Origin of the sequence: Ligilactobacillus ruminis ATCC 27782, from assembly GCF_000224985.1 — a bacterium.
GTDB classification, from domain to species: Bacteria; Bacillota; Bacilli; order Lactobacillales; family Lactobacillaceae; genus Ligilactobacillus; species Ligilactobacillus ruminis.
In genome coordinates this window covers 1658066-1677859 of the sequence record NC_015975.1, presented here as the reverse complement: position 1 = coordinate 1677859, position 19794 = coordinate 1658066, and the positions used below count along the sequence as shown (strand labels likewise).

Genomic DNA, 19794 nt, shown 5'->3' with positions numbered 1-19794 from the left:
AATAAAATTGGAATCGGATTAGTCGTTTGCTGATCCGGTTTTTTGCTTCTTTTGTAGACAAAATCGTCAAATTTGTTTGATTAAAGTTTCCTGATGCTTGAAAATAAAGAGTTGCAAAACTAAAAAAATGATTATTTAAAAATAAATCACAAAAATAAATACTGCAAAATTAAAGAGATGACGATATGAAACTTGATTTCATTAACATTCTTAGTTTACAATAAAAAACGTCGAATAGCAAACCTCACACAACATGGAAGGATGGATGTTAATGTCTTATGTAGATGACGTTTTAACCAGAGTCGCAAGTCAGAATCCGGATCAGCCGGAATTCAATCAGGCCGTTACCGAGGTTTTGGAGTCCTTGCGCCCGGTAATCGAGCAAAATGAAGAGCGTTATCGGAAGGAAGCACTGCTTGAACGTTTGACGACGCCGGACCGTCAGATTTTATTCCGTGTCTCCTGGGTCGATGACAAAGGCCAGACTCAGGTCAACAACGCATACCGCGTGCAGTTCAACAATGCGATTGGACCGTATAAGGGCGGGCTTCGCTTACACCCTTCGGTCACGTTGAGCATCATTAAGTTCTTAGGTTTTGAACAAATTTTTAAAAATTCGCTGACCGGACTTCCAATCGGCGGAGGCAAAGGCGGATCCGACTTTGATCCAAAGGGCAAGTCCGATCGCGAAATCATGGCCTTTTGCCAAGCATTCATGACGGAACTTTACAAGCATATCGGTGCAGACGTCGACGTGCCGGCCGGAGACATCGGAACCGGCGGTCGTGAAATCGGCTATCTGTACGGACAGTACAAACGTCTGACCGGCAGATACGAAGGCGTTTTAACCGGCAAGGGGCTGACGTTTGGCGGCTCTTTGGCCAGAACGGAAGCGACCGGATACGGATTGCTGTATTTGACGGACGAACTATTGAAAGCTCATGGAAAGAGCCTCGAAGGCAAAACGGTCACCGTTTCGGGAGCAGGAAACGTTGCGATTTATGCAATCGAAAAAGCCGAACAGCTTGGTGGCAAAGTCGTAACGTGTTCTGATTCAACGGGCTGGATCTATGACCCGGACGGAATCGACGTTGAACTTTTAAAAGAAGTCAAAGAAGTCAAGCGTGTGCGCTTGACTGAATATAAAAAAGCACGTCCAAATGCTGAATATAATGAAGGAAGAGGCGTTTGGAGCGTCAAGTCAGACGTTGCATTGCCATGCGCAACGCAAAACGAGCTCAACCTGGACGATGCCAAAAAACTTGTTTCAAACGGCGTCATCGCGGTTTGCGAAGGTGCCAACATGCCGACAACGCTCGAGGCAACGAATTATCTGCAAGAACAAGGCGTGCTCTTTGTTCCGGGCAAAGCATCAAATGCTGGCGGCGTGGCCGTTTCAGCACTTGAGATGAGTCAAAATTCTGAAAGACTCAGCTGGACGTTTGAAGAAGTCGATCAAAAATTAAAAGACATAATGACAAATATCTATCAAAAACATCAGCCAGGCCGCAAAAGAATACGGTCACGAAGATGATTTTGTGCTTGGCGCAAACGTTGCTGGCTTTAAAAAAGTTGCAGAGGCGATGGAAGCGCAAGGGATTTATTAATAAAGAACGTGTTTTTTGTAAAAAGAAATTTTTGAACAGAAGAAGAGGCTGGGTAAAAAGTCCTTTTTCCCGCTTTAATTAAACGAAATACCGAACGAAGGATGTCTTGTTGCGACTGAATTTGTTCGGTTTTTTTAAATGCAGTGCTGCTCAACTAATCTTGACAAGATCTCACTCAAATTTACGGACAAAGTGCCCTTTTTTGCCGGTTTTTCCGTAAGCAAAACGCATTTTACGGACAAACCTGCATTTTCCAGCGATGTGTCCGTAAACGGCAGTGATTTTGCCAAATGCAGCGACTGATAAATCAACGCTGAGACATCAGGCAAATTTACCGCAAACTATTTTTGGTTATTTCCATCATAAGGCGTCATGCATACAAAAAACGGATCAGATTTGCAATTAATTCCAAATCATCCTGGTTTTAGATTTGAGACAGATTTTTTCCAAGCCTCATCCTTTAATTTGAAGCATAGTTTTTCCCGTCATCTTCTTTTGATTTTCATCCGTGCATGATTTGGGATATACTTAATAGGTAGAAAATTTTCAAAAGCAGGTGATTATTTTGGCGATGAGAAGGAAATTGAAACACAAAAGATTAATCTATGTGCTTTGTCTGGTCGACCTGATAATCTTGATTGCAGCCTTTGGGTTCGTTTTCCATGATTACATCGGTCAGTTGCTTGCTTTTTTGAATCCGGACGTCAATCGCCAATTGCTCAAGACTGTTTTTCGCGATCATGGGATAGAAGATGCGTTCTTTCTATTATTGCTGACGATAACGACTAATGCAATTCCGTTTTTTTCCAGTTCTGTCGTTTGCATTTTCAACGGTGCATGTTTCGGACCGTGCATCGGATTTTTGATGAACCTTTGCGGCACTTCGCTCGGAAATCTGTGCATGTGGCTGTTTTTTACGCGCTACGATCTGCCAAAACGTTCTCAAAAGCTCGAAGAGTTCATTGCGGAAATCGAACAGCACAAGCAAAAAATTTATGGAATCATCGCAGGATACATGATGCCGATGTTTCCTTCGTTTATCGTCAACTATGTGAGCGTTCATCTGAAACTTTCTGTTTCAACCGCAATTTCATGTATCGTAATCGGGATGGTTCCGACGTCTTTCATCTATGCTTTTGGCGGAAACGCAATCTTTGAAGGGAGCAAAACCCTTGCAATCGTGGCTTTGGCAGGATTTGTAATCTTATTTTCAGTTGTTTTCATCTATCGAAAATGGCGTAAGCAAAGGAAAAATAACGTTTAACGCGAACTAATGTTCAAATTGGATTTTACAATATTTCAAAAATATTACAAATTTCGGTTTCTTTACTGTATTTTAGCAAAAGAAAGCCGGGATTATTTTTTTCAAAAAAAATTTCGGGAATTTCGCAAAAATATCGTGGAAACGGATTGTTAGTAATTTAGTATAAGGATAGATTTATTTTTAAGCTAAAAAATTCAGTGCTGTCAAGGCTTCAAGGTAAATATATTTAAAAAAATCACATTATAAATATTACAGAATGTAACAAAAATTTCAAGGAAACGCTTTCTTGTAATTGTCCTGGTACTTGATTGTTACATTGCTCCCATATAATGTTCCATGTTAGCTCGTGAGGCAAGCGAGCGTGAGGATCTTCACCAGAGTAAGAATAATGCTTACTACAGACGCAATAGGTTTGATATAAAACACAGGAGTGAAATTTATTTATGAAATTTAACAAAGTTGCTTTATCAATCGCATGTGCTGCAGGTTTTACCGTTGCAGGCGCAGCCGCAGCAAACGCTGATACGGTTACGGTCAAAGCTGGCGATACTTTATCTCAAATTGCCGATGAGAATAATACGACTGTTTCTTCAATTCAATCATTGAATTCGTTGCAAAACATTCATTTGATTTTCCCAGGTCAAAAACTCGTGATCAATGCGAATAATGGCGATGCTGCCGTTTCAACGCAACAAAGCGCTCAAACGACGCAACAAAGCGCTCAAACGACGCAACAAGCATCACAGCAACAAACGATGCAGACAACACAGCAAGCAGTTGCTTCATCAAGCGAACAGGCTGCGCGCGATTGGATTGCTTCACGCGAATCAGGCGGTTCATATACTGCTCAAAACGGCAACTATTATGGCAAGTATCAGCTTTCAAGCGCATACTTGGGTGGCGACTATTCTGCTGAAAACCAAGAACGCGTTGCCAACAGCTACGTGCTTAACCGCTATGGTTCATGGGCAAATGCCAAGTCGCACTGGTTGCAAAACGGTTGGTACTAAAAAACGAAGATTAATGAACAAAACGGTCGAGTCTAACTGATTGTTTCGGCCGAAATATTAAAACGCTGCACGGCTTTTTTGAAAGCATTGCGGCGTTTTTTGCATTCAGGAATAGCATTACAAGCCACGCGTTTTATGCTATAATTGTTGAATGATAATACTTTAACTGAGGTGGAAGAGGTGCGGCTGTCAATAATACTGATTATCCTGCTTTTTGCCTTTTTCGGATTGCTGATGATCGTCAGCGCAATCGGGATGCACGAACGCGATTCATGGATGACAAGATTGATCTTGTTCGTAATCGGCCTGTGTTGCATGAGCTTAGGAGGATATTTATTTTACGTTTACGTATTTGCTTAATAATGAAGAAAAATGCAGAGTTTTGAAACAATGAACTTTTAGGGAGAAATTTTAATGAAATACGATATTGAAAAAGAAGAACAGCAATTCATGAATTTTATCAATGATCAATACAACGTTTATAAAGAAATTGACAATATTTATCGCGACTATGTCAAGTTGCCATTGCTGCTGTCAGATGCTTTATTCACGCTCTCAAAGCATGCGGGCATGTATGCGATGATGCGTTTGACCAATGAAGAGCTTGAAAACGGTCAGGAAGAGGTCGATTACAACGATGAGGGCAATTGGGAATTGGTCGTTGCCGTTCACAATAAGCTGATCGATTTTCTGTCAGATACCGTTGGACCGCACTACGATCAGCGTGCAGTCGACATTGATGCGGAAGATGATGAGGATTTTGCCAAAAACGTCATTGCAATCGTTGATGCGACCTTCTCGCAAGCGCTTGGCATCGGTCCTGCAGAAGAAGACGATTCTGAACAAAATGGCGGCATGTCGCTTGTAAAGCATGACGACGAAAACTAATCGATAAATGTTCTTGATTTGGAAAGGTGACAAATTATGCCTAATACTTCTAGGAGAAGTAATAATCGGGGGAAATATTCTGGTTCAAGAAAAAAAGGCAGGCGTAAAGTTTATCGCAAAAGATCCAAGGCACCTTTCTTTTTAGCGGTTGCCGGCATCTTATTAATCGGAGCAGTTGTGGTGATTTGTAAACATAACCCGGGAAATATTGTAGATCAAGCATCAGAACTGCTTAACGAAGAAGATGCCGAAAGTGCCATAAAGGTTGTTCATAAAAAACGCATGGTGTTGAATGTTCCGTTGATTGATCAGATGGACGATCCCAAGCTTTATAACGGGTGTGAAGTAACGTCCTTGGCGATGGTTTTGAATTATAACGGAATTGGCGTTACCAAGTCAGAACTTGCAGACAATATTGAAACGGTTCCGTTTCAATATGATAACGGGGAACACGGTAACCCTAATGACGGATTCGTCGGTTCCGTTTCCGGGGGCACGTCCCCTGGACTTGGCGTTTATCATGGGCCCATCTATAATCTTGCAAAACAATATGCTGATAACGTTTATGATTTGACAGGTTCAAATTTTGATACTGTCGTCAATAAGGTCGAAGAAGGTCATCCGGTTTGGACGATTACGACGACTGCATTTGCTCCGGTCAGTGATTTTGAGTCCTGGGATACTCCTGACGGGGAAATCGACGTGACCTACAGCGAGCATAGCGTTTGCATCACGGGATTTGATCGAGACAAGAGAGTAATCTATGTCAATGATCCTTATGGTTATAAAAATCGTGAGGTCGATTGGAATGATTTTGCTGCCGCCTATAAGCAGATGGGCAACCAGGCAGTATACGTAACGAAATAAGAATGCAGAAACAGGACTTCTTATGCGTGATTTAAAAAGTCCTGTTTTTTGCATGTCTATGGCGTCGGGATTTTGATCAATCTGATGTTTGGATTGGCGAGCGTGAGGATTACGGGCAAAACATCGAAAACAGGGATTTGCCCGTAAAACAAGACGGGAGGTTACGGGCAAAATGACGAAAACAGGGAATTGCCCGTAAAACAATGCGTGCGGTTACGGGCAAAACGTGGAAAACAGGAATTTGCCCGTAAAACAATGGGGGCGGTTACGGGCAAAACGTGGAAAACAGGGATTTGCCCGTAAAACAAGACGGGCAGTTACGGGCAAAATGACGAAAACAGGGATTTGCCCGTAAAACAATGCGTGCGGTTACGGGTTGTTGTTCCAAAAATATAGGTAGTACGTGCACTGTATTTTATATTAAAAACAATTGAAAAAAATCGAAATAAATGTTAAAGTTAAGTAATTTTAAAAAAAGGGAGGAAATCATATGGATGCAATCCATCGTCGTATGTCGGAAGAATTTGAAAAAAGACGACAGTTAGCCGCCATTTTGGAGGGAAGACTCGCGAGGCGCGCCTGATGGTCATGTCTACACTTCTAATTCTCATGGAAAGTTGCAGTATTACATTCGGGATGACTTCGGAAATAAAACGTATCTAGCTAGAGATTCTGAGATAGTTGCATCGTTATTGCAAAAAAATTATGATGAAAAATGCATGAAGGCTAATGAGAAAAGGCTCAAGGCTACCAAGTCATTTTTGAAATTTGACAGTGATAAAGATTTTGATGATATCTATAATGATTTCGATTCGCGGATTCAAAAGATGATTAGTCCTGTGACCGAAACCAAGGAGCAGTTGATTGAGCGTATTAGAAATGAGAAGTACGAAGGACTAGGATTTCCTTTGGGTTATCCTGTGTTTTTGACAAGCGATGGAAGAAGAGTTCGCTCCAAATCGGAGATGATGATAGGCGATGTTTTGGAGAACTCGAATGTTTTAAATCAATATGAAAAGCCGTTAGATCTTGGAAGATATGGCAAGGTCTATCCTGATTATACGATTTACGATCTTAATCGTAATCGTATAGTTTATTGGGAACATTTTGGGATGATTGATAATCCTAAATATGCTAACAAATGCGTTGAAAAGTATAGAAAATATATACTTAGTGGGATAACCCCATTTGTAACTTTTGAAACGGCGATAAAACCTCTCAGTATTGACTTGATCAAGAAAATTGCGTGGAATTTTTCACTGGATAATTATGATGATCAATAAAAATGCAGAGCGTATTTTGTACTTTTGAATATAAAATGAAGTCTGGACATTTTGTCCGGGCTTTTTTTGTGTGGGTGCGTGGACTTTTTGCTGCAGTGGATGGCAGTGTTGTTATGTCCGTAAAAAATGCGTGCGGTTACGGGCAAAACGTGGAAAACAGGAATTTGCCCGTAAAACAATGGGGGCGGTTACGGGCAAAATGACGAAAACAGGGAATTGCCCGTAAAACAATGCGTGCGGTTACGGGCAAAACATCGAAAACAGGGAATTGCCCGTAAAACAATGGGAGCGGTTACGGGCAAAATGACGAAAACAGGGATTTGCCCGTAAAACAATGCGGGAGGTTACGGGCAAAATGACGAAAACAGGGATTTGCCCGTAAAACAAGACGGGCAGTTACGGGCAAAATGACGAAAACAGGGATTTGCCCGTAAAACAAGACGGGAGGTTACGGGCAAAATGACGAAACCAGGGATTTGCCCGTAAAACAAGACGGGCGGTTACGGGCAAAACATCGAAAACAGGGAATTGCCCGTAAAACAATGCGTGCGGTTACGGGCAAAATGACGAAACCAGGGAATTGCCCGTAAAAAGCCCCAACACGCTGCACGTTCATCTTGCTTTAGCTGAATTTTCCAAAAAATGAGACGAAAAAATCCGCGCAAAAAAAAGCGCGGATTTTTCAAGCAAGTCGTTGCCTCGTGCTCTGCATTTTTAAAAATTCTAAGATAATTTTTTTGTGCTGTTGCGCTTAACCAGTTTGACCGGAAGCATGATCTCGGTTTGCGGCAGATCAGGGTTCTTGATGCGTTCGATGAGTTTTTTAAAAACAGTTGCGCCAAGCTCATGAATCGGCTGAGAAATCGAAGTCAAAGGCGGTGCAAGATATTCGTCAAGGTCAATGTTGTCGTAGCCGACGACCGAGTAGTCGTCCGGAACGCTTTTGCCTAAAAGATTCAACCCGTGATAAAGTCCGATGGCTACCTCGTCGTTGACCGTCAAAACGGCGGTGGCATCAGTTTTGATCAGCTTGTTTGCAGCGTTCATCCCGCCGATTTTGCTCATCTCGGTCGAAATGACGAGCTTTTCGTCAAACTCAAGCCCGTTTGAATTAAGTGCCTGCTTGTACCCTAAAAACCTTCGCTTGAGGTTGTCCGAAGGCTTCTTTGCCATAATCATGGCAATTTTGCGATGACCCAATTGAGCGAGATGATTGACGGCAAGCTCGGCACCGTTAAAATCGTCCGTCATGACGCGATCGCCGTCTGCAATCGGATTTTGATCGATCAGAAGATATGGAATGCGGTTTTTCTTCAGCTGATTGTCAATTTCGGTCTGTCCAATCGAAGGACTGGCAATGATGATGCCGTCGATTGAGCGATTGATCAGTTGTTCAAGGTGCTTGCGCTCGAGTTCCTGATTGTCGTTTGAGCTCAGAATCAGCGAGATGCAGTTTTGTTCCATTGCCAAAAACTCGATGCTTTTGATGAACGTGCTGAAGAACGGATTGCCAATGTCAGGAACGATCACGCCGATGGTTTTGACCGAATTAGTAATCAAATTTCGCGCATTGAAGTCAGGAACGTAGCCCAAAGCATCACGCGCATAAAGTACTTTTTGGCGCGTATCGTTCGAAAAACGGTTGGCTTTTCCGTTTAAAATCTGCGAAACGGTTGACATTGAAACGTCAGCGTAACGTGCGACGTCCCTGATCGTAACTCTGTTGGTCATGGCAAAAAATCCTTCTCATAACTTTGATTAAATCCGAATGAAATACAGTAAAGCTGATAAATTGTACCCCATATAGTTAACATTATATCATATTTTTATGATGTTTTAAGATGTTTTGGAAAATTATACTATTTATCTGTTTAAAACTAGGTAAAACATCCGATTGTTAAGAATATATGCATCTTGCGGAGGAATGAGAATTGAAAAAAAACATACATACATTGTTTAAAAAAAAGGGCAAAGTCGAAAGCAGCAAGAAAAAGGAGCATCGCAAATCATTAGGACGATTTGTGGGGTTATTTATGATTATCGCAGCATTGTTGTCGATCGTTGTGATGTTTTCGTCATCATATATTCAGACTAAGCATCTGTTGAATGAGCGCAACCGGCTTTCCAAAGAAACGGCTGCTCAAGTGATGGAAAAAACGTTGTCAGACATCGCATCCGATGCTGAAGCAAAGGTCAATGCCGGAACTTCGCTCTCTGGATTTACGCAGGGAAAATTCACGGGAAATAAGATACTTGATACGATGAAGACTTCATTTTCCGGAGACGACGTTTATTCTAACGTCTATTTCGGAACGCAAAGCGGAAAGCTTTACGCATTGAACAGCTTGTCGGAAAAAATCGATCCTAGAACTCAGGATTGGTATCGAGGTGCCATGAGCGACACGTCCAACGTCTACTGGACGAAACCGGAATATGACGAATCAACCGGACAGTATTATTCGATCGTGTCAGGCGCAGTTGAAAACAGCGGCAATCAGCGCGGTGTTTTGGCATTGCGTGTCGAATATGACGAGGTCGAAGCTGCCATCGGGCCTTTGAACGTTGGTAAAAAAGGGACGATTGCCATGATTTCAAAGCAAGGGGCCGTAATGGGAACCAAGTCTTGCGATACGAAAGAAATGTACAAGAAGGGCCAGGATATTTCATCAAGCGATGTGTACAAGAAAATCAAGGCAGCAAAGGGAACGAAAGGGACTTTGAAGGTTTCAGGAATCAAGGGAGTTTCCGAAATCTACTACAACAAGGGCGGTGCAAACAGTCAGGCATGGGCCTTTGCGTTTGTTCCTCAAAACGACCTCAGCGCAGAATTGGGCAAGCTTGCCACGACATCTTTGATTGTTTCGATCGTGATGGTCGTGTTGGTTGTGCTTGCATCGATGTTTGTGATCGAGGCAGTCAAAATCATGCTCGGCGGTTTTACGGAAGCATTCAATAGCGGCAAGGACGGTTATTTGGAACGTATTAACACGGATGATTTTGGAAACGGTCTTCAGGCCAGGGTTGCCAAAATGGCAGTTGAGCCAAGAAAAGATCGCAGCGAATTAAATGAGATGTCGCTTGCTTACAACGAAATGATCGATGCAATCTCTGCATTGACCGAAAGCGTGAAATCAAGTGCCGTCAAGACGGCTAAAAATGCCGAGAAACTGCGCGAAACTTCTGAACAGACGGCAAGCGCAGTTGACGAAGTGTCGCAAACAATCACTGACGTGGCAAGCGTCACCGAGAACCAGGCGCGGGAAACCGTTCATGGCGATGAGCAGATGAAAGAACTTTCAAGAATTGCCAATGAGCTTGCAAAGGACGTCGACGTGTTGGACAACGTTTCGACACAGACGGCTTCTTTGAATCAGCAAAACATGGCAACGATGACCGAAGTAAGCACCAACTGGGACAGCTCGCAAGAACAAACGGAACGCCTCGTTAACGAGATGCAGAATTTGAGTGACAGCATTCAAAACATCACGCAGGTTATCGGCGTAATCAATGAAGTTTCGCGCCAGATCAACCTGTTGGCTTTGAACGCATCCATTGAAGCGGAAAGTGCCGGTGATTCCGGCAAGGGATTTGCGGTCGTTGCACAGGAAATCAGAAAGCTTGCGGTCAGAAGCAAGGAGTCGACCAATCAGATTGTCGGTATCATTGAAGAAATCAAACAGAAGTCGGATCGCTTGTCGGATGAAGTCGAAATTTCAAAAGAAGTCGGCAAGCGCCAGACGCAACTGATTGATTCTGCAATCAAGTCGACGGAGGCCGTTTACAAGAATACCGAGCAGCTTATTTCAACATCTGAGCGAATCAAGCACAGCAATGATTCGTTAAACGAAATCGAAACCAAGGTAAGCGAAAGCCTCGACAAAATTTCAGCTTCGTCTGAAGAAAATGCTGCAGGAACGGAACAAGTTTCCGCAAATGCGGAAGAAGTTTCGGCTTCGATGTCAGAACTTGCAGTCGCAATTAGCGAACTGAGCGATACGGCTGATGAGCTGGCCAAGCATTCGAAACTTTTCAAGTAATATTTAGCATGAGGATTTTTCCCGGAAGAGATGAGGGGGAAGATCCTCTTTTTTGTCAAATGCAGATCGTGCGTGCTGCCGCGTCAATTGATGGCTACGACTTAGCAGCGTTCGCCGGGATGTTGGAGCTTTTTTCCAGCGTGGTTTGAGTTTTGCCTTTGCGGTAGAACATTTTTCCAAATTTTGGAGATTTTGTTTTGCTTCTGGATCCGTGCGATCCGGATTTTGAGGGGCAGGTAGACAAAAAAGAGGCATTCACCCAGTTTTTTGTCTACTTTCGGATCCGTGCGGTCCGAATTCGGAGGCGGCGGTAGACTATTGGATGTTTTGTCCTGCTTTCACCAACGAGCGCTCTGCACTTTCCGAACTAACCGGCCACATCTTCAAATCATTGTCAAATGTAGTGCTGTCCCTCGCATTTTCATAAATATTCAAGAATTACTCTCAAAAAGGTCAACTATACATCTTAATCGGACGGCTTAATTTTAAACATATTTTACCGATATAACAGATGTGTACATATATAGCAGTTAGTTACGGAGGGAACGAAATGGATATATTTTTGATAATAGGGCTTGTTCTTGGAGCAATCTGTATCGTGATGGCCCTGATTTTGAAGGGTGCCAGCATAGCGATGCTTTTGAACGGTGAAGTTGCCGTAATCATCTTTGGCGGTATGATTGCTGCTGTTTTGTCTTCTTATACGATGGCGGACATCAAGCGACTTCCGAAGGTCATGAAAGTGTTGATGTCAAATGAAGAGCCTGATTTGAACGGGACAATCGAGAAAATGGTCGAACTTTCAAACATTGCTCGTCGCGAAGGACTGCTTGCTCTTGAAGCACCTGTTAACGAACTTGACGATCCTTTTATGAAACAAGGTCTGGAGCTCGTCGTTGACGGGGCCGAGGCAGAACAGATCAGAGATTTGATGGAATCAGAAGTTGATGCGATGGAAACGAGACATCACCGCATGTCGGGCTTGTTCAAAACAGCCGGTGCAACGTCGCCGACATTGGGCGTTATGGGTGCCGCAATCGGTCTGATCGGTGCCCTGGGCAATCTTTCCGACATCAACAAATTAGGACCGATGATTGCTTCGGCCTTTGTTGCGACGATCTTTGGTATCTTCATGGGTTATTTGGTCATGATTCCGTTCGCAACGCGTTTGGAAGCCAAAAACGAAGAAGAAGTTTTGCTTAAGACGCTGATTATCGAAGGCGTCATGGACATTCAGGCGGGACATTCCGCAAAAGTTATCGAACAAAAGCTTTACGCTCAAATTCCGCCAGAAAAGCGCAAAGTTTCTGAAGAATAGGAGGGGAGCACGTGGCTAGAAGAAAGAAAGAACGAAAAGAAGAAGAGGCCAGTGAAGCTTGGCTTCTGCCGTATTCGGACATGCTGACCTTGCTGCTGGGTCTGTTCATCGTTGTTTCTGCCATGTCCAACGTTGATTCGAACAAATTCAATGCTTTGAAAAACGAATTCAGTCAAGTCATGTCGCTTAACCCGATCAAGAACGATTCAGCCGTTGACAACGTGATTGACATGGGTGAAACAGCCGCGAAGGGCAAGGGCGCATCATCCGCCTCGACCAAAAATCAGGCCGCGGCAAGCGAGCAGCGCGTTCAAAACAGTCTCAGCAAACAGCAGGCGCGTGTTCAAGAACGGCAGCAGTTAAAAGAAGTTGCTGAAAAACTTAAGCAAGACATCCAAAATACCGGACGTGCCGGCAATACGACCGTCAGCTATGAGAGCGACGGCGTGCACTTGAATCTTGATTCAAGCATTATGTTCAATTCGGGTTCGGCAGATCTTTCCGATGCGGTCAAGCAAATGTTGGACAAGCTTGTTCCGGATCTTAAGCAGGTCAGCAGCAATCCCGTCATCGTTGCCGGCTATACCGACAACGTTCCGGTTTCAAAACGAAGCAAGTACGCATCAAACTGGGAATTAAGTTCCGCTCGTGCCGTAACCGTGATGCGCTACTTCGTCTCAAAAGGCGCCATCAGCGAAAGCAACGTTTCCGTTCAGGCTTATGCCGAAAATAAGCCCAAAGCCTCAAACGATACTGACGAGGGCAAGGCGCAAAACCGTCGCGTTGAGATTATAATTCGAAAAATAAACAGTTAATCAAACGAAATGCCGAACGAAGGCGGTCGATTTGCGATTGCTTTTGTCCGGCTTTTTTAAGTGCAGTGCTGCTCAACCAATCTATCAAAGATCTCATTCAAATTTACGGACAAACGGCCATTTTTGACCATTTTGTCCGTAATCGCCTTTTTTGGAGCAGGACATTTACGGACAGAAAACTCATTTTCATCGATGTGTCCGTAATTTTGCCAAATGCGGGGCCTGATAAATCAGCGTACCAAGCTATTTCGGGTTATTTCCACCATAGCAAGCGTCATGTATGCAAAACTGATCCGTTTTTTCAATTTGCGACAGAGTTTTTTCCAGCCGCTTTTTGAAGCAATCGTTTTTTTGAGATGAGTGAATATCAATTCATTTGAATATTGTTGGACAAGCATAACAAAAACTATTCGTATCATTAAAAATATGAAAGAAACGAGAAATGCAGCTTATGGCAAAATACAGTGAAGAAAGCCTATATTGAAACGTTTGCAACACAACTAAATTGAACCGAAAAGAGATGAAAATGCTGCGATCGGTCTCGATATAATAAATGTGTGGATTTTTTTTGAAATTATTGTTTTTAAAAATCGAACAAAATTCACTAAATTAACAAAAAAAATAATTTTAAATATAATTATTTTAGGTAATATTTCAAGCAATAGACGAATGAATTTATAATCGCTATGTCATAATTTAACTATAAAGTAAGAAAATAGTCAGTTTAAGCAGTTAGTTGCAATTGAATAAGCTGGATGCAGTCAACGTTAGGCAATTGCTTGGCTTTTTTCGTATTCTGATTGAGGAGGGGATAGAAAATGGATACATACAACTTGTTAAAAACGGCAATGGACGTATCGCAAACGCGTTCAGAGCTTATTTCAAACAATATCGCAAATGTCAATACGCCAAATTACAAGGCAAAACGCGTCGTTTTCGAAAGTCAGCTGAGTCAAGCGATGGGCAATCTGAATCTGACGGAAACTCATAAGAATCACATGCAAATCGGTGGAACGAGCGGTCCTTACATCACATCTCGCAATACTGGATTTCAAAAGAACGGAAATAACGTTGACGTTGATACCGAAATGGTAAATCAAGCACAAAACGGTTTGTATTACAGTGCGATTACTTCTCAACTGAACGGACGATATAAAATGATGAATTATGTAATTAATCACTGAGGGGAGTAGATTATGAGTATTTTTAACGGACTTCAGATCAACGCAAGCGGACTTTCGCTTGAAAGAATGAAACTTGACGTGGCATCAACAAACATTGCAAACGTTAATACGACAAGAACGGCCGAGGGCGGTCCCTATAAGAAAAAAAAGGTTGAGTTTTCCGAAAATCTTCGCCAGGCTCAAGGAACGAACAAGATTACAAGTGCAGGCGTCAAGGTAACGAACATTGCTGAAGACAATACGACCAAATTGACGTATGATCCGACGAATCCAGATGCTGACGCAAACGGATACGTTGAAATGCCAAACGTCAACATGGCTGATGAAATGGTCGACATGATTCAAGCGATGCGTACTTATGAAGCAAACGTTTCGTCAACTGAAGCAAACAAGAACATTTTGAAGAAAGCACTTGAGATTTCAAAGGACTAATTTAGGAGATAAGCTATGAATTCAATTTCAGGATTAGGGAACTATCAGAATCAGTTGTCCAAGATTACCGGATTGTCTGATGGACAAAATCAAATATCAAAAACTGATGCAAAGTCTTTTGGATCGGTTCTTGAAAAAGCCATTGCAGGCTTGAACAGCAACATGAACACCCTGGATCAGGGAACGAACGGAATGATTTCCGGAACCGAAAGCGATTTGGGAAAAGTCATGATCAACATGACGGAAGCTCAATTATCATTGGAAACCGCAGTCCAGGTGCGCAACAAGGTGATTGAAGCATACAACGATATCAAGAACATGCAGTTTTAGTTAGTAGCAGGGGGTTAAAATCAAGTGGATAAAGTAAAGGACGCTTTAGAAGCCTTGAAGGCAAAATGGAGTGAATTAAGCCGCCTTGTCAAGATTGCCATCGTTCTTGGAATCATCAGCCTTTTTGCGATAATCGGCACGGTTTACTACATGAACACGCGCGTTGAATACAGCGTGCTGTTTTCAAATTTGAGCGAAGCAGACGCTGGGACGATTTCTCAGGATCTTGATTCGCAAAACATCAAATATAAGCTGGCAGACGACGGCAAAACGATCATGGTCGACAAGACGAAGGTCGATCAGTATCGAATCAATCTGGCCGTCGACAACAAGCTTCCAAGCAGTTCAAAAGGGTTTGAGCTGTTTGACTCGGCGAACATGATGACGACTGATGAAGATCGCAAAATCATGTATCAAAGGGCTTTGACAGGAGAATTGGAAAAATCGATTGCTGCTTTGGATGACGTTGACAAGGCAAAAGTCAATTTGACGATTCCAAAATCAGACAACGTGTTTGACAATTCGACTTCAAAAAAAGCCAAGGCATCAATCGTATTAACGCTTAAGGGGACTTCGATTTCGAAGGATGCGGTTCAGGGAATCGTTGCTTTGACGACCGGTGCGGTTCAGGGACTTGACAAAAAGAACGTCAAAGTCGTCGATCAGACCGGAAAAATTTTGAATAAAAATGAAGAAGACGATGATTCCGACAGTTCCAGCGCGACAAGCAAGTACATGAAACTCAAGAGTCAGTATGAAAAACAGATGGAAAAGAAGATTACGGGCTTGATCGAACCGGTTGTCGGCAAGGGCAAAGTCAAGGCCTCCGTAAACGTTGATCTGAATTTTGACGCAGTGGAAAAGAAGATTACGAATTACAGCAATCCTCAGATCAGAAGCGAAAACGTTCAGGCAAGCGGCAAGCAGGCCGAAATCAAGCAGGCACAAACCGGTCAGGTAAACGACAACGTTGATAACGTTACTGGCGATGCCAACAATGACAATGCTTCGTACAACAGAACGGTCAACAACGAGCTGAATACTGAGACGACGAAGATCATCAATGCACCGGGATCGATCAACCGTATGACGAGCTCAGTCGTCATCAACGGGGACCTTTCGGCAGGAGATTCCAAAAACATCCGCAAGCTGATTCAAGGAGCTCTCGGGTACGACAAGCAGCGCGGTGATACCGTTTCCGTTCAGGCAGTCAACTTTGCAAGAGCGAAGTCGACGAAGAAGACGGTTGCCAAGAAACCGGCCAAGAAGACGAACTGGGTATTGATTGGAGCATTGATTGCAGCAGGCGTTCTTACGCTTGGAACGATCATTTTCCTCGTAATCCGTCGCCGCCGTCGTTTGGCTGAAGAGGAAGAAGAATACTATGATGATGATTATGACGTTGACGTAACCGATGAAGGAGAAGAAGAGGAGGAGGCAAAAGAAGGCGCTGAGGAACTCGATCCGGAAATTTTGGCAGAACAGGAACGTCAAAGAAAAGAAACAGAAACCAAGCGTAAAATCGCCGTTTCAACCGAACAAAGGGCAAAAGAATACGCTACGAAGCATCCTGATGTCGTTGCTGACTTGATTTCAGCATGGGTCAAGGAAGGCGGAAAAGGGAAAAAGCAGTAGATTGGGGTGTTTTGAGTAAATGGCAGAATTAAGCGGAATAAAAAGGGCAGCAATCTTAATGATTGCACTTGGCTCGGAAACTTCTTCAAAAATCATGAAGCAACTTCCTGAATCAATGATTCAGCAGGTCAGTTACGAAATCGCCAACACCGATTACGTTTCTCCCGAAGAACGCGATGAGGTAATGAACGAATTCGTCAACACTGCTCAGGCACGTCAATACGTGCTTGACGGCGGGATTGAATACGCCAGAAACTTGCTCAATCAGGCGTTGGGACCGCAAAAAGCAAAAGAAGTCATCGATGTTTTGAATCAGATTCAGCTGCGCGAGCGTCCGTTCGACATCGCGCGCAAGGCTGATGAAAAGCAGCTGCTGAATCTTTTGCTTGAAGAACAGCCGCAAACGATCGCGCTGATCATGTGCTATCTTCAGCCGGATAAGGCGGCAAGCGTTTTGGCGGAGCTTCCGACAGAGCTTCAAGCAGAAGTTGCAGAGCGAATCGGATCGATTTCATCAACGTCGCCTTGGGTCATCAAGGCAATCGAACGTGTAATGAAAAGCAAGTTCACGAGCTTCGACGAATCCGAAACGGAAAAGGTCGGCGGCGTCAACGCGTTGGTCAATATTCTCAACTCTGCAAGTCGCAGCACGGAAAAGAATATTATCGACGATTTGGAAAAACGTCAGCCAGAACTTGGCGCAGAAGTCAAGGCCAACCTCTTCACGTTCGACGACATTATCACGTTGGAAGGTCGCGACGTGCAAAAGGTCTTGCGCGATGTGCCTAACGACGTTTTGGAACTTGCGCTCAAAGGTTCTGCAGAAGATATCAAAGAGTTCATTTTCAAGAACCTGTCGACACGTGCAGCCGACAACATCAGAGAAGATCTCGAGTACATGGGACCGGTTCGTTTGTCGTCCGTCGAAGAGGCACAGCAAAAAGTCGTTGCAGTTATCCGTCGCTTAGACGATGCAGGAGAGATTTACATCGGAAGAGGCGAGCAAGATGCAGTGGTCAAGTAAAAGAGGCAGCATAGTCAAATTATCGTCCGTAACCAAAGGAGAAGAAAAGGAAATCGTCACGAAGATTGTTGAGAAAAAAGAACCTGAGGACAATTTGCCAAATGAAGAACAGCTCCTGATCAGTCGGACGGAAAGAAAACTTGCCAAAGAACGTGAAGAGCATCGCAAAAAGCTTGAGCAGATGGAACAAGAGATCATCGCGAAGGCAAATGCAGAGGCTGAACAAATTAGAGAAGATGCTCAAAAAAAAGGCTATGACGACGGTCAGCAATCAGGCTACCAGGATGGTTATCAAGCGGGATTGAAGATTGCGCAAAAAGTCATCGAGCAGGAAAAAAGCAATTTGAATCAGGCAAATGAAGATTGTCAAAAGTTCGCCAAAGAAAAAGAAGAAGATTTGCGAAAGTTTGCGATCAAGCTAGCGGAGATTCTGATCAAAAAGCAGCTTGATGTCGATGCTTCGACGATTACCAACATTTTGGCTCCCGTCTTCATTGAACTGGAAAAACCTGATGAAATGATTATCGTCAGAGCAAACGCTTGCTACAAGCAGCCGTTGATTGATCGGTTGGACAAAATGCACAAAGAAGTTCCGAATCTGCGTTATTCGGTGTTGGAAGATGAAGGCCTTGAGCCGTACACGGTGAAAATCGAGTCAAACGAGTCGTTTATCACGGTTGATATCAAAGAAGATTTGGAAAAGTTCTTAAAGAGTTTGGGTGAGCAGAATGAGCATGATTGATTTGAGTTTTTCGGCCGAAGATTACTTATATCAAGCCGAACATCACAAATTTTATACGACTTATGGCAAAGTCAGCGAAGTCGTCGGATTGGTCATTAAGGCTGAAGGACTCAGCGTGTTCGTCGGTGAAATCTGCGAAGTGGCCATCAAAGGTTCTGACAAGGTCGCTTTGGCAGAGGTTGTCGGCTTCGTTAAAGAAACGGTGCTTTTGATGCCTTTGGACGAACTTGAAGGAATCGGACCAGGGTGCGTCGTCAAACCGACAGGCAAGACTCTGCAGGTCAGAGTCGGACCTCAGCTTTTGGGTCACACGCTTGACGGCTTGGGCAGACCACTTGACGATTCGGACATCGATACCGACAAGCTGGTCGATTATCCCGTTATTCAAGATTCACCGGATCCTTTCAGAAGAAAGCGGATTTCAAACGTCATGCCGACCGGGGTCAGAACGATTGACGGACTCTTGACCGTTGGCGAAGGTCAGCGCATGGGCATCTTTGCCGGCTCGGGTGTTGGCAAAAGTACTTTGCTTGGGATGATTGCGAGATATTGTCAGGCAGACGTGATCGTGATCGGACTGATCGGTGAACGTGGTCGCGAAGTGATGGAATTTATTGAAAAAGATTTGGGAAAAGAAGGCTACGCCAAATCGGTTGTGGTTTGCGCAACGTCCGATACGCCGCCGCTTGTCAGATTAAAAGGCGCGCATACGGCAACTGCAATTGCTGAATATTTCAGGGATCAGGGCAAAAAAGTCGTGTTGATGATGGATTCCGTGACTCGCTTTGCGATGGCACAGCGCGAAATCGGGCTTTCGACCGGTGAGCCGCCGACAACCAAAGGCTATACGCCGTCAGTGTTTGCTGAATTGCCAAAGCTTTTGGAACGAAGCGGGATGTCTGAGAAAGGTTCGATCACTGCATTTTATACGGTGCTGGTCGAAGGTGACGACATGAACGAGCCGATTGCCGATGCCGTTCGCGGTATCTTGGACGGACACATCGTTCTTTCAAGAAAAATCGCTTCGCAAAATCACTATCCGGCAATCGACGTCCAAGTCAGTCTGAGTCGTCTGATGAAGGAGCTCGTTTCGGAAGAACATACGAAAGATGCCGGCGAGTTACGCGAAAACATGGGCGTTTACAACGATTCAAAGGATCTGATCGATATTGGGGCCTACAAGAAAGGGTCGAATGCAGTGATTGATTACGCGGTCTCGCTGCACGTGCCGATTGAAGATTTTTTGAAGCAGCGCGTTGAAGAATATTCGAGTTTTGAAGAAACGGAAAGCAGATTGCACGGGTTGTTTGAAGAAGTTCCGAGCGGGCAATGGTCCGGCTGACAAGCCAAAGGAGAGG

General features: G+C 43.8%; 17 protein-coding genes and 1 pseudogene. 17 read left to right on the top strand and 1 reads right to left on the bottom strand.

Annotated features, from left to right (window positions below):
* The first annotated feature begins 271 nt into the window (after positions 1 to 271).
* From gdhA to LRC_RS08450, 7 genes and pseudogenes are all read left to right on the top strand, one after another.
* A pseudogene (gene gdhA / locus LRC_RS08485) lies at positions 272 to 1607 on the top strand (NADP-specific glutamate dehydrogenase).
* A gap of 583 nt (positions 1608 to 2190) precedes the next feature.
* Complete coding sequence (locus LRC_RS08475) at positions 2191 to 2871, top strand: TVP38/TMEM64 family protein (RefSeq protein WP_258414296.1); 681 nt, start codon at positions 2191 to 2193, stop codon at positions 2869 to 2871.
* Between the two features lie 443 nt (positions 2872 to 3314).
* Positions 3315 to 3881, top strand: a complete 567-nt coding sequence (gene apf / locus LRC_RS08470; RefSeq protein ID WP_014074018.1) for an aggregation-promoting factor — start codon at positions 3315 to 3317, stop codon at positions 3879 to 3881.
* Positions 3882 to 4025: 144 nt separating this feature from the next.
* The gene (locus LRC_RS08465; protein ID WP_014074016.1) at positions 4026 to 4241 is read left to right on the top strand and encodes a hypothetical protein; all 216 of its coding nucleotides are present in this window, start codon (positions 4026 to 4028) and stop codon (positions 4239 to 4241) included.
* A gap of 54 nt (positions 4242 to 4295) precedes the next feature.
* Positions 4296 to 4769 (top strand): hypothetical protein, encoded by a 474-nt coding sequence (locus tag LRC_RS08460; protein WP_014074015.1) that lies wholly within the window; start codon positions 4296 to 4298, stop codon positions 4767 to 4769.
* A gap of 180 nt (positions 4770 to 4949) precedes the next feature.
* A complete protein-coding gene (locus LRC_RS08455; RefSeq protein ID WP_225354938.1) occupies positions 4950 to 5636 on the top strand; it encodes a C39 family peptidase in 687 nt (228 codons plus the stop codon).
* 719 nt (positions 5637 to 6355) lie between these two features.
* Entirely contained in the window at positions 6356 to 6919 is a 564-nt protein-coding gene (locus tag LRC_RS08450; protein WP_041820109.1) for a hypothetical protein, read from the top strand.
* A 723-nt stretch (positions 6920 to 7642) separates the two neighbouring features.
* Here the strand turns inward: LRC_RS08450 and rbsR are convergent.
* Positions 7643 to 8650: a ribose utilization transcriptional repressor RbsR gene (gene rbsR / locus LRC_RS08440; protein ID WP_014074009.1), complete on the bottom strand. Its 1008-nt coding sequence runs from the start codon at positions 8648 to 8650 to the stop codon at positions 7643 to 7645.
* A gap of 200 nt (positions 8651 to 8850) precedes the next feature.
* Here rbsR and LRC_RS08435 point away from each other — a divergent pair, with 200 nt between their 5' ends.
* The 10 genes from LRC_RS08435 (at position 8851) to fliI (ending at position 19778) form a co-directional block, all read left to right on the top strand.
* The gene (locus LRC_RS08435) at positions 8851 to 10956 is read left to right on the top strand and encodes a methyl-accepting chemotaxis protein (protein ID WP_041820103.1); all 2106 of its coding nucleotides are present in this window, start codon (positions 8851 to 8853) and stop codon (positions 10954 to 10956) included.
* Between the two features lie 550 nt (positions 10957 to 11506).
* Complete coding sequence (locus tag LRC_RS08430; protein WP_014074007.1) at positions 11507 to 12274, top strand: MotA/TolQ/ExbB proton channel family protein; 768 nt, start codon at positions 11507 to 11509, stop codon at positions 12272 to 12274.
* 11 nt (positions 12275 to 12285) lie between these two features.
* On the top strand, positions 12286 to 13089 hold the full coding sequence (locus LRC_RS08425; protein WP_014074006.1) for an OmpA/MotB family protein: 804 nt from the start codon (positions 12286 to 12288) through the stop codon (positions 13087 to 13089).
* Between the two features lie 818 nt (positions 13090 to 13907).
* Positions 13908 to 14273: a flagellar basal body rod protein FlgB gene (gene flgB / locus LRC_RS08420; RefSeq protein WP_014074004.1), complete on the top strand. Its 366-nt coding sequence runs from the start codon at positions 13908 to 13910 to the stop codon at positions 14271 to 14273.
* 12 nt (positions 14274 to 14285) lie between these two features.
* The gene (gene flgC, locus LRC_RS08415; RefSeq protein ID WP_014074003.1) at positions 14286 to 14705 is read left to right on the top strand and encodes a flagellar basal body rod protein FlgC; all 420 of its coding nucleotides are present in this window, start codon (positions 14286 to 14288) and stop codon (positions 14703 to 14705) included.
* Between the two features lie 15 nt (positions 14706 to 14720).
* Positions 14721 to 15035 carry a flagellar hook-basal body complex protein FliE gene (gene fliE / locus LRC_RS08410; protein WP_014074002.1) on the top strand — a complete coding sequence of 105 codons (315 nt, stop codon included), beginning with the start codon at positions 14721 to 14723 and terminating at the stop codon, positions 15033 to 15035.
* A 24-nt stretch (positions 15036 to 15059) separates the two neighbouring features.
* A complete protein-coding gene (fliF, locus tag LRC_RS08405; RefSeq protein ID WP_014074001.1) occupies positions 15060 to 16670 on the top strand; it encodes a flagellar basal-body MS-ring/collar protein FliF in 1611 nt (536 codons plus the stop codon).
* Positions 16671 to 16689: 19 nt separating this feature from the next.
* Entirely contained in the window at positions 16690 to 17694 is a 1005-nt protein-coding gene (gene fliG / locus LRC_RS08400; RefSeq protein WP_014074000.1) for a flagellar motor switch protein FliG, read from the top strand.
* The gene (locus LRC_RS08395; RefSeq protein ID WP_014073999.1) at positions 17678 to 18436 is read left to right on the top strand and encodes a FliH/SctL family protein; all 759 of its coding nucleotides are present in this window, start codon (positions 17678 to 17680) and stop codon (positions 18434 to 18436) included. The genes fliG and LRC_RS08395 overlap by 17 nt, the downstream gene beginning before the upstream one ends.
* Positions 18423 to 19778, top strand: coding sequence for a flagellar protein export ATPase FliI (gene fliI / locus LRC_RS08390; RefSeq protein WP_014073998.1), 1356 nt, complete (start codon positions 18423 to 18425; stop codon positions 19776 to 19778). The genes LRC_RS08395 and fliI overlap by 14 nt, the downstream gene beginning before the upstream one ends.
* The last annotated feature ends 16 nt before the right edge of the window (positions 19779 to 19794 follow it).